The organism is Streptomyces sp. NPDC008121, from assembly GCF_042957155.1.
GTDB lineage: Bacteria > Actinomycetota > Actinomycetes > Streptomycetales > Streptomycetaceae > Streptomyces.
Genome location: NZ_JBIBHT010000001.1, coordinates 506200 through 518382, shown reverse-complemented (window position 1 = coordinate 518382; position 12183 = coordinate 506200). Strand labels below are relative to the sequence as shown.

At 74.2% G+C, this 12183-nt stretch carries 14 protein-coding genes; 5 read left to right on the top strand and 9 right to left on the bottom strand.

The genetic code is table 11. The features are described from left to right. Positions 1 to 88: 88 nt before the first annotated feature. A complete protein-coding gene (locus ACFZBD_RS02355) occupies positions 89 to 682 on the bottom strand; it encodes a malonic semialdehyde reductase (protein ID WP_391133949.1) in 594 nt (197 codons plus the stop codon). A 115-nt stretch (positions 683 to 797) separates the two neighbouring features. Between ACFZBD_RS02355 and ACFZBD_RS02350 the strand changes: the two genes are divergently transcribed. Beyond that, the gene (locus ACFZBD_RS02350; protein WP_391133946.1) at positions 798 to 1304 is read left to right on the top strand and encodes a MarR family transcriptional regulator; all 507 of its coding nucleotides are present in this window, start codon (positions 798 to 800) and stop codon (positions 1302 to 1304) included. Between the two features lie 56 nt (positions 1305 to 1360). Here ACFZBD_RS02350 and ACFZBD_RS02345 read toward each other — a convergent pair whose 3' ends face one another. The 3 genes from ACFZBD_RS02345 to ACFZBD_RS02335 all read right to left on the bottom strand — a co-directional run bounded on the left by ACFZBD_RS02345 (position 1361) and on the right by ACFZBD_RS02335 (position 4438). Beyond that, positions 1361 to 2587, bottom strand: coding sequence for a SpoIIE family protein phosphatase (locus ACFZBD_RS02345; protein ID WP_391133943.1), 1227 nt, complete (start codon positions 2585 to 2587; stop codon positions 1361 to 1363). A gap of 130 nt (positions 2588 to 2717) precedes the next feature. Further along, positions 2718 to 3227 (bottom strand): hypothetical protein, encoded by a 510-nt coding sequence (locus tag ACFZBD_RS02340; RefSeq protein WP_391133940.1) that lies wholly within the window; start codon positions 3225 to 3227, stop codon positions 2718 to 2720. A 251-nt stretch (positions 3228 to 3478) separates the two neighbouring features. Continuing rightward, on the bottom strand, positions 3479 to 4438 hold the full coding sequence (locus ACFZBD_RS02335) for a helix-turn-helix domain-containing protein (protein WP_391133937.1): 960 nt from the start codon (positions 4436 to 4438) through the stop codon (positions 3479 to 3481). 72 nt (positions 4439 to 4510) lie between these two features. Here ACFZBD_RS02335 and ACFZBD_RS02330 point away from each other — a divergent pair, with 72 nt between their 5' ends. After that, positions 4511 to 5716: a saccharopine dehydrogenase NADP-binding domain-containing protein gene (locus ACFZBD_RS02330; protein ID WP_391133934.1), complete on the top strand. Its 1206-nt coding sequence runs from the start codon at positions 4511 to 4513 to the stop codon at positions 5714 to 5716. 38 nt (positions 5717 to 5754) lie between these two features. Here ACFZBD_RS02330 and ACFZBD_RS02325 read toward each other — a convergent pair whose 3' ends face one another. Next, a complete protein-coding gene (locus tag ACFZBD_RS02325) occupies positions 5755 to 6153 on the bottom strand; it encodes a hypothetical protein (protein ID WP_391133932.1) in 399 nt (132 codons plus the stop codon). A 120-nt stretch (positions 6154 to 6273) separates the two neighbouring features. On the opposite strand from ACFZBD_RS02325, the gene ACFZBD_RS02320 reads away from it, so the two are divergent. Beyond that, positions 6274 to 6816, top strand: coding sequence for a cytochrome b/b6 domain-containing protein (locus ACFZBD_RS02320; protein WP_391133929.1), 543 nt, complete (start codon positions 6274 to 6276; stop codon positions 6814 to 6816). A 58-nt stretch (positions 6817 to 6874) separates the two neighbouring features. Here ACFZBD_RS02320 and ACFZBD_RS02315 read toward each other — a convergent pair whose 3' ends face one another. Together ACFZBD_RS02315 and ACFZBD_RS02310 are read right to left on the bottom strand one after the other, a co-directional pair. Continuing rightward, a complete protein-coding gene (locus tag ACFZBD_RS02315; protein ID WP_391133926.1) occupies positions 6875 to 7504 on the bottom strand; it encodes an alpha-ketoglutarate-dependent dioxygenase AlkB in 630 nt (209 codons plus the stop codon). 549 nt (positions 7505 to 8053) lie between these two features. After that, positions 8054 to 8863, bottom strand: a complete 810-nt coding sequence (locus tag ACFZBD_RS02310; protein ID WP_391133923.1) for a DUF6597 domain-containing transcriptional factor — start codon at positions 8861 to 8863, stop codon at positions 8054 to 8056. Between the two features lie 63 nt (positions 8864 to 8926). On the opposite strand from ACFZBD_RS02310, the gene ACFZBD_RS02305 reads away from it, so the two are divergent. Further along, positions 8927 to 9598 carry a TIGR03086 family metal-binding protein gene (locus ACFZBD_RS02305; RefSeq protein WP_391133920.1) on the top strand — a complete coding sequence of 224 codons (672 nt, stop codon included), beginning with the start codon at positions 8927 to 8929 and terminating at the stop codon, positions 9596 to 9598. A 51-nt stretch (positions 9599 to 9649) separates the two neighbouring features. On the opposite strand, the gene ACFZBD_RS02300 is transcribed toward ACFZBD_RS02305, so the two are convergent. Continuing rightward, positions 9650 to 9871: a hypothetical protein gene (locus ACFZBD_RS02300; protein WP_391133917.1), complete on the bottom strand. Its 222-nt coding sequence runs from the start codon at positions 9869 to 9871 to the stop codon at positions 9650 to 9652. 306 nt (positions 9872 to 10177) lie between these two features. Here ACFZBD_RS02300 and ACFZBD_RS02295 point away from each other — a divergent pair, with 306 nt between their 5' ends. Further along, the gene (locus ACFZBD_RS02295; RefSeq protein WP_391133914.1) at positions 10178 to 10681 is read left to right on the top strand and encodes a YfcE family phosphodiesterase; all 504 of its coding nucleotides are present in this window, start codon (positions 10178 to 10180) and stop codon (positions 10679 to 10681) included. 240 nt (positions 10682 to 10921) lie between these two features. Here the strand turns inward: ACFZBD_RS02295 and ACFZBD_RS02290 are convergent, their stop codons facing one another. After that, entirely contained in the window at positions 10922 to 12016 is a 1095-nt protein-coding gene (locus ACFZBD_RS02290) for a glutamate--cysteine ligase (protein WP_391133911.1), read from the bottom strand. Between the last annotated feature and the right edge of the window lie 167 nt (positions 12017 to 12183).

Below are 12183 nucleotides of genomic sequence, written 5' to 3'. Positions count from 1 at the left end.
GGGGTGGGGCGAGGGTGGCGCGGACGGCCCGGGCCGGCCGCGGTGAGGTCCGGTGCGGTGCAGTGCTGTCCGGCGCGGTGCGGGGCGGTCAGAGGGTCGTGACGACCTCGTCGTACGCGAGTCGCGGCGAGCGCGGGTACCAGGCGTTCTCGCCCGGCCGGCCGATGTTCACGATCATCAGCGGGGTGTGGTCGTCGTCCAGGAACTCCTTCCGGACGCCCGGGAAGTCGAACCCGGTCATCGGCCCCGCCGCGAGTCCCGCCGCGCGCACGCCGAGGATGAAGTAGGCCGCCTGGAGCGTCGCGTTGAGCAGGGCGGACTCCTCGCGGACCGGCCGGTCGGCGAAGAGCAGGTCCTTGGCCCGCGGAAAGTGCGGGAGAAGCGCGGGGAGTTCCTGGTGGAACTCGTTGTCGGCGGCGAGGATCGCGACCAGCGGCGCGGCGGCGGTCTTCGGCCGGTTGCCCTCGGCCATGTGGGTCAGCAGCCGCTCGCGCGCCTCGTCCGAGCGGACCAGGACGATCCGCAGCGGAGCCTGGTTGTAGGCGGTCGGGGCGTACTTGACGAGGTCGTACACCGCCCGGAGCTGCTCGTCCGTCACCGGCTCGTCGGTGAAGGTGTTCGCGGTACGAGCCTCGCGGAAGAGGAGGTCCTGGGCGACGGGGTGGAGGGCGAGCTCGGACATGGGATGCTCCTGTCGTTCAGCCTTGATAATCTCAACGTTGAAATAAAAGCAGCCCGACTCTCTCAGCGTCAAGTGTCTTAACGTTGAGAAGATGAACATGGAGAGGAGTGCGGCGATGAGCGATGCCGTGGACGCGATCATCGGTCAGTGGATCGAGGAGCGCCCCGACGTGGCGGACGACCTGTGGCCCGTGCAGCTGTTCGCGCGGATCCAGCGGCTGGCCCGGGTGGTCGACAAGTCCGCCAAGGCCGCGGCCGCCGCGCACGGCGTGGAGTACGGCGAGTTCGACGTACTGACCACGCTGCAGCGCTCGGGGCCGCCGTACGCCCTCACCGCCGGAGCCTTCCTCAAGGCCTCGATGGTGACGTCCGGCGCGATCACCAACCGCATCGACAGGATGGAGGCCAAGGGCCTGGTCGAGCGGGTACGCGACGGGGAGGACCGGCGCACCATCAGGATCCGCCTCACCGAGCACGGGCACGAGGTCACCAGGGCCGCCTTCGCCGACCACCTCGCCACCTACGCGCGGCTCCTCGCCGATGTGGACCGCGACCTGGTGGCGACGACCGGCGAGGGCCTCCGGCAGGTGCTGGAGGCCCTCGGCGACACCCGGATCGAGTGAGGTGAAGTGACGTGACGTGCGAGAAGGGGAGCAAGGGGGCGCCGACGGGGCCCCTCTCACGCCCCGGGTGGCAGGCCCCGGATCGCGGCGTCGGCCTCGTCGGCCTCGGTGTGACGGCTGGTGCGGTGCGTGCCGTACCAGTCAAGGCAGAGCACCGTCGCGTCGTCCTGCAGATGGCCCTTGGTGGCCTCGCGGACGGCGGTGACCAGGGCCCGTACGGTCTCGCGCGGGTGGAAGTCGGCGCTCTCGCGGACGAGGGCGGCGAGGTCGACGTCGGCGGCGGCGCGGTCCTGCATGCCGTCGGTCATCATGATCAGCCGGTCGCCCGGACGCAGGTCCACCTCCTGGACGCGGTAGTCGACGGGTGAGGTGACCCCGAAGGGCAGATTGGCGAAGACCTGCAGCTCCTCCACGACGCCGTCCCGCAGGCGCAGGGGCCGCGGATGGCCGGCGTTGACCAGCTGGACGCTTCCGATGTCGAGGCGGATGCGCAGCAACTGCCCGGTGGCGATGCCACGGTCGTGATGCAGCAGCGCCCGGTGTGCGCGACGGGCCTGCTCCGCGATGTCGCAGCCGACGCGTCTCGCCCCGCGCAACGCGCCGAGCAACAGGGTCGCCAGCAGCGCCGACTCCGTGTCGTGACCCATGGCGTCCGTGATCGACACGTGCAGGGTGTCCTGGTCCAGGGCGTAGTCGTAGGTGTCGCCACCGATGTCGTCGGCCGGCACGAGCCCGCCGGCGACGGCGAACTGCGCGGCCTCGCAGCACGCGGCCGACGGCAGCAACTGGTGCTGGATCTCGGCCGCCAGGCTGGTGGGCGTGGTCCGCCGGCCGCAGTGGTAGAGGTCGGTGAACCGCCGGTCGGTGACGATGATGTACGCCAACGCGTGCGCGGCGTCGCTCACCTGCCGGAGCACCGGGTCGTCGGCCCGCGGCAGCGTCAGCTCCAGGACGCCGACGCAGTCGCCGCGGTTGGTGACCGGCGAGATCACCAGATGGCCGTCGTCCCCGTCCGGCTCCACATGGAGACGCTGGGAGCGCAGCACCTTCTCGTACACGCTGCCCCGCAGGCCGATGCGTGTCGCCCTGCGCCCGCTCTCCGCCCCGTCGACGGTGGTGAGCCGGACCAGCTCCTCCCCGATCAGGTCGAGGAACAGGAACGACACGCACGTCGCCCCGAACCGCTTCTGCAGGTTACGCGCCACGACATCGACGGACTCGACCGGCGAGGCGTCCTCCGCCTCCGCCAGGACGCCTCCCAGCCCCCACACGTCACCGTCCATGGCAATCTCCTCCCTGAGTCGCCGTTCCTTCTGCCCCCGGAGTTCTCGTTCTCACGTCTCGGACGCCTGGTGGGAGATCCCTTACACCTGAACGGTGGGCGCAGCGGGCCGCCGTGGCCGATCGGACATATCAGGATCGGTCGCCCGTACGAGAACGCGGGGTGCGGCGGCCGCGGGTCACCGCCAGGACGCTCCCCGCGACGGCGATCACTGCGATGGCCAGGGCGATGCTGACACCGCCCTCGGTGTCCCAATACACGTCCTCCAGGCTGATGAGGAGCGCCGCCTCGTCGACGATCAGGGCCAGTCCCACTCCGTACGCGAGTCCCATCCAGGCACGCGCGCGTGCGGAACGGTCGGCGAGGGAGGCTCCGCCGACGACCGCGAGGAGCAGGATCCCCCAGACGTAGTGGTGGAGGTGGATCCCGCCGGCCTCGACATCGCCGAACCCGGCCATGTCGACGTGAATCAGCCAGGTGAGCAGGCGCATCCCGCCGAAGGTGAGGGCGAAGCCCCACCAGGCCAGGACGAAGCCGCGCCGCTCGGGCGAGATGCCCGGCAGCAGGCGCAGCCAGGGCGACGGCCGCCGCTCAACGGGGTCGGTGTCCGTCGACAGGTCGGGCTTCCCGGACGACGTCATGACCCTTCGCCCGCCGTGCGGGGGGCCTGTGTACTCGCACGCATCCGCCCACCTTCCCGCCTCGGGGGCCCGCCGCCCCGGACCGCCGTGGCGTGGCCCGGAAGAAACGCCCGAGTGCGCGAGTGGGCAGGACGGGAGGGGGCCGTCGTTCCCCTTCTTCCCCGTCGTCCGGCCGTCCCGTCGTCCGGCCGTCCCGTCGTCCGGCCGTCCCGTCGTCCGGCCGTCCCGCCGTCCGTCCGTGCGCTCGGACATCACCGCGCAGCAGTGGCCCGGGCGCTGCGGAAGGTGCGGCGATAGGCATCCGGCGGGACACCGAGCGTGCGGTGGAAGTGGCGGCGCAGCGTGGTCGCGGTGCCCATGCCGGTGGCCGCCGCGATCCGGTCGACGCTGTCGTCGGTCGTCTCCAGGAGCTCCTGCGCCCGGTGGATCCGCTGGGAGGAGAGCCAGCGCAGCGGAGTCGTGCCGGTGACGGCGTGGAAATGGCGCACGAGGTTCCGCGAGCTCATGCCCGCCCGGCGGGCCAGGTCCTCCACCGTCAGAGGCCGGTCGAGCCGCGCCAACGCCCAGGCGAACAGCGCGTCGAGGGAGTGGCCACGGGGCTCCGGAACGGGCGTGGCGACGAACTGGGCCTGCCCGCCGGCCCGGTGGGGAGGAACGACGAGACGGCGCGCGACCGCGTTGGCCACGGCCGAACCGTGGTCGAGCCGGACCAGGTGGAGGCACAGGTCCATCGCCGCGGCCTTGCCCGCCGAGGTCAGCACCCGGCCGTCGTCGACGTACAGCACGTCCGGGTCGACCCGCACCCGCGGGTGGCGGGCGGCCAGCGCCGCCGCGTGCCACCAGTGCGTCGTGGCCCGCCGCCCGTCGAGCAGACCTGCGGCGGCCAGCACGAACGCGCCCGTGCACAGCGACGCCACCCGCGCCCCGGCCTCGTGCGCGGCCCGCACGGCGTCCACCAGGTCGGCGGGCGGCTCCTCGGCCGGATCCGCGCACGCCGGCACGATCACGGTGTCCGCGCGGAGCAGCCCGTCGAGCCCCTGGTCGGGTTCGAGCCGGAAACGGCCGCCCACCCCCACGGACGCGGGACCGCAGACAGTGAAGTCGTACCAGGGATCGACGAGGTCGGACCGGTCGACCCCGAAGACGTCGCAGGCGGCGGCGAGTTCGAAGTGCGGGACGCCCTCGCTGACGGCCAGCGCCACACTGCTCATGTCCGAAAGTGTACGAGCCGTGGCACTGCTGCCACTCACGCCCGCCGGCGGCGCGCGGACAGGATGGCGGACATGAACGACACACCGGTACGGCACCTCCCCGCCGACACCGCCGACACCGCCGACACCGCCGACACCGCCGACACCGACCGAACGGACCGTTCGCACCGTCCGGCCCGTACGGTCCTGGTCTACGGCGCGTACGGACACACGGGGCGCTTCGTCGTGGCCGAGCTGCTGCGGCGCGCCTGGACGCCCGTCCTCTCCGGCCGCGACGCCGCACGGCTCCGGACGCTGTCGGAGGAACACGGCGGCCTCGACGTACGGCCGGCGGCCGTCGACGACGCCGCCGCGCTCGACCGCGCACTCGCGGGCGCCGCCGCCGTGATCAACTGCGCCGGGCCGTTCGCCTCGACGGCCGCCCCGGTGATCGAGGCCGCGCTGCGCGCCGGCGTCCCGTACGTGGACGTGGCGGCGGAGCTGGAGGCCGTCGCCGACACGTTCGCGCGGTTCGACGACCGGGCCCGGGAGGCCGGGGCCCTGATCGTCCCGGCGATGGCGTTCTACGGAGGTCTCGGCGACCTCCTCGTCTCCGCGGCCCTGGGCGACCGGCGGGAGGCGGACGAGGTGGTGACCGCGTACGCCCTGAGCAGCTGGCGTCCGACGGCCGGCACACGGGCGGCGGGCCGAGTCTCCCGCGAACGCCGGAACGGCCGCCGTCGCCTCCACACGAACGGAAGCCTCGAGTACCGCACCGGCGAACCGCCCCTGTCCCGCTGGTCGTTCCCCGCGCCGGTCGGCGACCGGGACGTGGTGGGGGAGTTCACGATGGCGGACAGCGTGACCGTCCCGCGCCACGTGGACGTCCCGGAGATGCGGACGGTCATGAGCGCCGCGGCGGTCGAGGACCTGACCTCGCCCGACACCGCGCCCCCGGCGGCCGTCGACGAGCGCGGCCGCTCCGACCAGACGTTCCTCGTGGAGGCCGTCGTGCGCTTCGATGGCCGGGAGCGGCGCGCCGTGGCCCGGGGCAGGGACATCTACGCGATCAGCGCGCCCCTGGCGGTGGAGGCGGTGGCCCGGATCCTCGACGGCAGGACCCTCGACAACGGGAGCGTCGAGGGCCTGAGGGTGGAGGGCCGGCCCGGGCCGGGAGGTGTCGTGCCGGCGGGCGCGCTCTTCGACGCGGCCGACTTCCTCTCCGCGCTGACCGACCGGGCGAGCGGCGGGGCGGAAGGCTTCGGCTGGTCGCTCACCGCCCCCGACCGGCCCTCCTGACCGACGGCCGGGGGCGGGCCCGGGAGCCCGGGGTCCCGTCAGCCCTCGGTGCGGCCGGCGCGGCCGGCGTGGCGAGCCCACAGGATCAGCGGCACCTGGAGCGGCAGCCGGCCGTACGCGAGGGCCTTCGCGCGCGGCGAGCGGTTCCGGTAGTCGTACGCCATCTTGACGTTCGCCGGGAAGACACCGGCGAAGAACACGGCGGTGGCCCGGGCGCTCACCTGGCGGGTCGCGGGCACCGCGAGACCGGCGGCGAGCGCGAGCTCGGCCACACCGCTGGCCAGGGTCCAGGTCCGCGGGCTGCCGGGAAGGGCCCTCGGCACGGTGGCGTCGAACCGCTTCGGCGCGGCGAAGTGGGCGACGCCCGCCGAGGCCAGCAGGCCGGCGAGCAGGAGGGCGGAGCGGGCCGGACGGGCGGAGCGGGAAGACCGGGGCATCGGATTCCTTCACGGGAGGGGGCGGGGAGGCGGGAGCGGTAGGCCGACCGGGGGACGACGGACGGGACGTTACCAGCCGGTAAGGACGCTGGAGGGGCAGGGCGTCGGCACACTGGGCCCATGGCCAGCAGCGCCGGGTACCGGCCCCTCACCAAGGTGCTCCACTGGAGCGTGGTCGTCGCGTTCGCCGCGCAGTTCGCCGTGGGCTACCTCCTCGCCTCCGAGGGGTCGGGGCACGGCCGCGGGCGCGGCCGGGGGAGGGGCGGCGACTCGGGGCGAGGGCGGGGGCGTGGAGGTGACGACCGTTACGATCCGTTCGGGGACGATGCCCTGCTGACCACGCACGTCGTCCTGGGCGTCACGATCATCGCGCTCGGTGTCGCCCGGCTCGTCTGCCGGCGAGTTCTGCCGCTGCCGCCGTGGGCGCCGACGCTCTCCACGGCGGAGCGGCGACTGGCCCATCGGACCGAGAGCGCCCTCTACTGGCTCACCTTCCTGGTCCCCGCCAGCGGCCTGGCCCTGCTCGTGGCCGGCGACGACGACGTCCTCCCCCTCCACGTCGCCGCGCACATCGCGTTCTTCGTCGCGCTGGGCCTGCACGTCGGGCTGGTCCTCAAGCACCAGTTCGTCGACCGGGACCGACTGCTGCGCCGCATGCTCTGACCGCGGCCGGTCACCAAGGGCGGCCGGCGAGGGCAGCGGGGGAGGCCCGGCGGAAGTGTCAGGAGACGCCGCGCGTGCGGAACTGGACGCTGATCCGAGGGCCGACCGCGCGCCCGGACTTGGGTATGGCGTGCTCCCAGGTGCGCTGGCAGGAGCCGCCCATCACCACCAGGTCCCCATGGCCCAGCGCCAGGCGCAGGGCGGCCGCGCCGCCGCCTCGCGGGCGCAGCGCCAGGTCGCGCGGATCGCCCACCGAGAGGATGGCGACCATGGTGTCCTGGGTGGCGGAGCGGCCGGTGCGGTCCCCGTGCCAGGCGACGCTGTCGCGGCCGTCGCGGTAGAGACAGAGGCCGGCGGTGACGAAGGGCTCGCCCAGTTCCGGGGCGTAGTGCGAGGAGAGAGCGGACCGCGCCTCTTCCAGGAGCGGATGCGGCAGCGGGTCGCCCTCCCGGTAGTGGGCGAGGAGTCGGGGCACGTCGACCTCGCGTTCGTACATCTGCCGCCGCTCGGCCCGCCAGGGGACTCCGGCTGCCAGCTCCTCGAACAGCGCGTCGGCCCCGGTCAGCCAGCCGGGCAGCAGGTCGATCCAGGCGCCGCTCCCCAGATGCCGCCGCTCGAGCCCGCGCAGCGGTCCGAGCCGCATGTCGTCGCCCTGGTCGAACAGCGAGGCCTGGAGGTGTGCGTGCATGGGGCAAGCGTACCCCTGGAAACGAACAAGTGAGCGAATTGCGTGTGGTCGGCGAGAACAGAGAGGCCTGGCGGGCGGGGCTCCGGGAGGACCAGTGCGAGCGGTACGGAACAGGAAGCTCAGCTTCCATGGGCGCCGATCGCCGGAGCTTCGCCCGGGGCGACGTTGATCCGTCAGCATGATTCTCGGACGGACGACCCCGGAAGACGGCGTTTCGGTGTCCGTCAGGGGCCCGGGCGTGCCAGACTCCCCTCACGAGCCCCTGTGTCTCCCCCCGTCATACGGGCTCGTCGGCCCCACCGGTCACCCCCCCCGGCCTGGTGGGGCCCCTTACGTTCCAGGGCGGGTCCCGTCTCGCGCGGGCTCGGCCCGGGTGTCCGACCACGCGGAGACCCCGCCGCGACGGGGGGGTACGCGGCGGGGCCTGTCAGGCGGATGCCCCGCTTCCGGGAGCCCACTCCTCGTACGGCGGGCTTTTCCTTCCCCGTCCACCCGGCGCCGTCGCCCCTGCCGCCGGAGCCCGCCCGCGCCGCCCGCGCCTCCCGCGCGTCAGCGGGTGAGCGTCGTGGGCGGCACGCCCACCGTCGCTGTGACGTCCCGGACGAGGTGGGCCTGGTCGCTGTAGCCCAGCTCGGCGGCGAGCGCGGCCCAGTCCACCGCCCGACCCGGAGCGGCGGCGGCGCGCTCCAGCGCCTCGTGGACGCGGTAGCGCAGGATCACCCACTTCGGGCTCACCCCCACGTATGCGGCGAAGAGCCGTTGCAGGGAGCGGACGGTCAGCCCCTCGGCGCGGGCGACCGCGTCGACCCGCCGTACGGTGCGGTCCCGCCGGATCCGGTCGGCCAGCGCCATCGCCGTCTCCACGCGCGGGTCCGGTTCCGGGCCGAGCCCGAGCAGGAACGCGTCCAGGGCGGCCACCCGCGCCTCCTCCCGCTCCGGGCCGAGGACGGCGTCGACCTCCGGCGCGAGGTCGCGGCCGAAGACCTCGGCGGGCGGCACCTGCCGGCCGGTCCAGTGCGACACCGGCAGGGCGGGAGCGAAGCCACGGAACCCGCCCGGACGGAACTGCACCCCGCACACCCGCCCGGTCCCCGCCAGCTCGCGGGTGAACAGCTCCCGACCGACGCCGGACACGACGGCCCCGGCCGCGCGGGCGCCGTCGCGCTGGAAGACGAGGTTGACCGACGGGTGCGGCACCACCCGCGTGACGTACGGCGCGTCCAGCGCCCAGTCGACCAGCCAGTAGTGCTCCACGTACGGCCGCAGCGGCGGCGCGGGCTCGACGCGCCGGAACCGGACCCGCGTCATCAACGCGGAGGCGTCCACGATGCCCCGCGTGTCCCGCCTCGGTCCCGCCATGGCGGCGATCCTATGTCGCGTTTCTTCAAGCCGCGGCGCGGGGCCCGCTCGTACGGTGCCCCCATGGACAACACCACTGACCAGGCGCCCGGCTCGCACCACCCGTCACCGAACCACCCCGCGCCGTCGCCCCTCCCGCCGGCCGCCCCGCTCGGCATCGGCGCCCTGCTCGGGGCCGCCGCCCGCGCCGCCGACCCCGTGGTGCGCGGCCTGCGGGACGAGGGGCTCGACGACCCCACGCCCTGCGACCTGTTCACCGTCCGCGACCTCCTCAACCACCTCTTTCAGGTCGTCGTCAACTTCCGGGCCCTCGCCGCCAAGGAGACCCCGGACTTCTCCACCACCCCCGACTACGTCGGCACGCACGGGCCCGACTGGCGCGACCGCTTCACCGACGAGACCGCCCGCCTGGCGCAGGCGTGGTCCGCGCCCCGCGCCGAGGAGGGCACGAGCGGCGCGATGGGACTGCCGGCCAGGACGGTGGGCAGCCTGGCGCTGATCGACCTGACGGTCCACGCATGGGACCTCGCCCGGGCGAGCGGGCAGCCGTTCACCCCCGACGAGCACGCGGTGCGCGAACTGGTCGGTCTGGTACGGGAGATGGCGCCCATGGGCCGCGAGAACGGGGTCTTCGGCGAGCCGTACCCGGTCCCGCCGGGCGCCTCGGAGTTCGCGACCCTCCTCGCCCTGACCGGCCGCGACCCCCGCACCTCCACCCCCACCCCGCGTCCCTGACCGGCCGTCACCGACCGCCGCCACGGCCCCCGGACGGCGGGACGCGCGGGCTCACGGAGGGGATTCGGCCCAGACCGCCGGGCCGCCGCCCCGCCATTCGATCATCGGGGAGTCGGCGACCTCGTCCGGCCCGAGTTCGAGGCCGATCGCGGCCAGCAGGTCCGCCACGTCGGCCACGCTCTCCGCCAGGCCGAGGATCCGCCCGTCCGCGTGGACGCGGCGGCCGCCGGTTCCGGAGGGCGGATGGACGACGACGGGGCGGTGGCTGCTCATGGGTCCACTGTGGATCCGTACGTCCCCGGACGCATCAGGCTTACTCCGGTCGGCGCAGGGCACACGGGACACCCCCTAGGCCGTGTCCGGAAAGTCCCGTCTGGCCCGCGACGCCTGGCACGTACGCTCGCTGCGTTGTCGGGATCACCCGAGTACGTCCAGTACGAGGGCGACCCTCCGCCTTGCGATCGCACGCACCAGACGCCGCGGGCCCTGCCCTGCGGGCAGACGGCGCTACTTTCCGGACACGCCCTAGCTCCGCACGTCGGCCCAGCTGGGGCGACCCCCGCCCCCTACGGTGAACCCATGCGGCTGCTGCTCACCTCCGACACGCACCTGCCGGTCCGCGCCAAGCGCCTGCCCGAGGCCCTCCTGGCGGGCATCGACGAGGCCGATGCCGTCCTCCACGCCGGGGACTGGATCGATGAGGCCACCGTCGACCTGCTGGAGGCCCGGGCCCGGCGGCTGATCGGGGTGTACGGCAACAATGACGGTCCGGCGCTTCGGCGCAGGCTCCCCGAGGTCGCGCGCGCCGAGCTGGGCGGGCTGCGGTTCGGTGTCGTCCACGAGACGGGCGCCGCCGCCGGGCGCGAACAGCGCTGCGCCCGGCGCTTCCCCGACCTGGACGTCCTGGTCTTCGGGCACAGCCACATCCCGTGGGACTCGACGGCCCCGGGCGGACCGCGCCTGCTGAACCCCGGCTCCCCGACCGACCGCAGGCGCCAGCCCTTCTGCACGTACATGACGCTGACCGTCTCCGACGGCACACTGGGCGAGGTCACCCTGCACCGGCTGCCACCCAGGTCCTAGGAGGCAGGGGGACCTTCCTTACGGCACCCAGTGGCCAGCCCGGCGATTGGCGCGGCGACGCTGGGGAGCCCGGCCGTCGCCGAGGACGTCGGCGGCCACGCGCTGGGGCGGCAGCCGTGACGTCGGGGCGGACGAGTACGCCACGGCGGCGCCGCTCCGGCGGCCGCTCACACCGGCGGACGTGGGGCCGTACGCCCCCTGAGCGGGGGCGCCGGGCCCCCGGGGCCGGGCATCACCGCGTCAGGGAGCGACGGTCTCGCTGGTGATCAGCTCCGCGAGGGCCGCCGGTCCGCCCTCGGCCAGCGCGCGGCGTTGACGGTCCGCGGGGGTGCCCTCCTGGAGCAGCCGGTGCACCAGCGAAGTCACCTCGCGGGTGTCCCCGGCCTCGTCGAGAGCGGGGGTGAGGTGATCGAGGAGCATGACGAGCACGTCGCCCGCCCGGCGCGTCCGCCCGGTGGGGTCGACCAGCAGACCGCTCAGGCCGTGCCGCGCGGCGTGCCAGTTGGCCGCCTGCAGCAGCTCGGGGGTGCACTGGGGGAGCGGCGCTCCGGCCTTCTCCTCGCGGATCGCGGTCGCGGTCATCGCGCGGACGAGACCGGCGAACATGACCGCCGCGTCGGCGCGCAGTTGCACATCGGCGCAGCGCACCTCGACCGTCGGGTACTTGTCGGAGAGGCGGGCCTGCCAGTACAGCTGGCCGGTGTCGGTGATGATGCCGGTGTCCACCAACGAGCGGACGCGCGTCTCGTGGTCCTCGAGCGAAGTGAAGAGGGGCGGGGGACCGCTGACCGGCCAGCGGCCGAAGACCACCGTGCGCCAGCTCGCGAATCCGGTGTCGTTGCCGTCCCACAACGGCGAGTTCGCGGACATCGCCACCAGGACGGGCAGCCAGACCCGGATCCGGCTCAGGACGGCGACGCCCATCTCCCGGTCCGGCACGGCCGCGTGGACGTGCATCCCGTTGACGAGCTGCTCGGCCACGAGCTGCGGCGCCTGGGAGGACATCGCCAGATAACGTGCCTTGCGGGTGACCGGGACCGGCGCCGTCTCCCGGTACGGAGCGGTCCCGCAGGCCGCCAGGCGGCAGCCGCTGCGCTCCGCCGCCGTACCGAGCGCGTGCCGCAGCCGCAGCAGATGGCCGCCCACCTCGCCCAGATCCGCGCAGACGGGCGTGGCGACCTCGACCTGGGCCTGCAGCAGCTCCGACTGGACCTCGGCGTCCTCGACGATCGGCTCCAGTCCGGCCGCCGCCCGCACCTCGTCCGCGAGCGGCACGGGCAGGCACGTGTCCGGATCGAGCAGCAAGTACTCTTCCTCGACCCCAATGGTGATCATGTCCCTCCGGTACCCCGTATCGGCGGAAGGATTCGGCCGGACGGACCCACCGCGGGCCTGGTCAGGCGCCGTACACGCCCCCACGGGCCGGGCCCGCCGGGAGCAGCCCTGCACGGGTCCGGGCCCGCCGGGGAGCACCCTCGCACCGGGCCGGCCCGCCCGGAGCA

Bases quoted from the DNA above. Each gene is read 5' to 3' on its own strand.
- ACFZBD_RS02355 (WP_391133949.1), bottom strand. From the start codon at position 682: ATGTCCGAGCTCGCCCTCCACCCCGTCGCCCAGGACCTCCTCTTCCGC.
- ACFZBD_RS02350 (WP_391133946.1), top strand. From the start codon at position 798: ATGAGCGATGCCGTGGACGCGATCATCGGTCAGTGGATCGAGGAGCGC.
- ACFZBD_RS02345 (WP_391133943.1), bottom strand. From the start codon at position 2,587: ATGGACGGTGACGTGTGGGGGCTGGGAGGCGTCCTGGCGGAGGCGGAG.
- ACFZBD_RS02340 (WP_391133940.1), bottom strand. From the start codon at position 3,227: ATGACGTCGTCCGGGAAGCCCGACCTGTCGACGGACACCGACCCCGTT.
- ACFZBD_RS02335 (WP_391133937.1), bottom strand. From the start codon at position 4,438: ATGAGCAGTGTGGCGCTGGCCGTCAGCGAGGGCGTCCCGCACTTCGAA.
- ACFZBD_RS02330 (WP_391133934.1), top strand. From the start codon at position 4,511: ATGAACGACACACCGGTACGGCACCTCCCCGCCGACACCGCCGACACC.
- ACFZBD_RS02325 (WP_391133932.1), bottom strand. From the start codon at position 6,153: ATGCCCCGGTCTTCCCGCTCCGCCCGTCCGGCCCGCTCCGCCCTCCTG.
- ACFZBD_RS02320 (WP_391133929.1), top strand. From the start codon at position 6,274: ATGGCCAGCAGCGCCGGGTACCGGCCCCTCACCAAGGTGCTCCACTGG.
- ACFZBD_RS02315 (WP_391133926.1), bottom strand. From the start codon at position 7,504: ATGCACGCACACCTCCAGGCCTCGCTGTTCGACCAGGGCGACGACATG.
- ACFZBD_RS02310 (WP_391133923.1), bottom strand. From the start codon at position 8,863: ATGGCGGGACCGAGGCGGGACACGCGGGGCATCGTGGACGCCTCCGCG.
- ACFZBD_RS02305 (WP_391133920.1), top strand. From the start codon at position 8,927: ATGGACAACACCACTGACCAGGCGCCCGGCTCGCACCACCCGTCACCG.
- ACFZBD_RS02300 (WP_391133917.1), bottom strand. From the start codon at position 9,871: ATGAGCAGCCACCGCCCCGTCGTCGTCCATCCGCCCTCCGGAACCGGC.
- ACFZBD_RS02295 (WP_391133914.1), top strand. From the start codon at position 10,178: ATGCGGCTGCTGCTCACCTCCGACACGCACCTGCCGGTCCGCGCCAAG.
- ACFZBD_RS02290 (WP_391133911.1), bottom strand. From the start codon at position 12,016: ATGATCACCATTGGGGTCGAGGAAGAGTACTTGCTGCTCGATCCGGAC.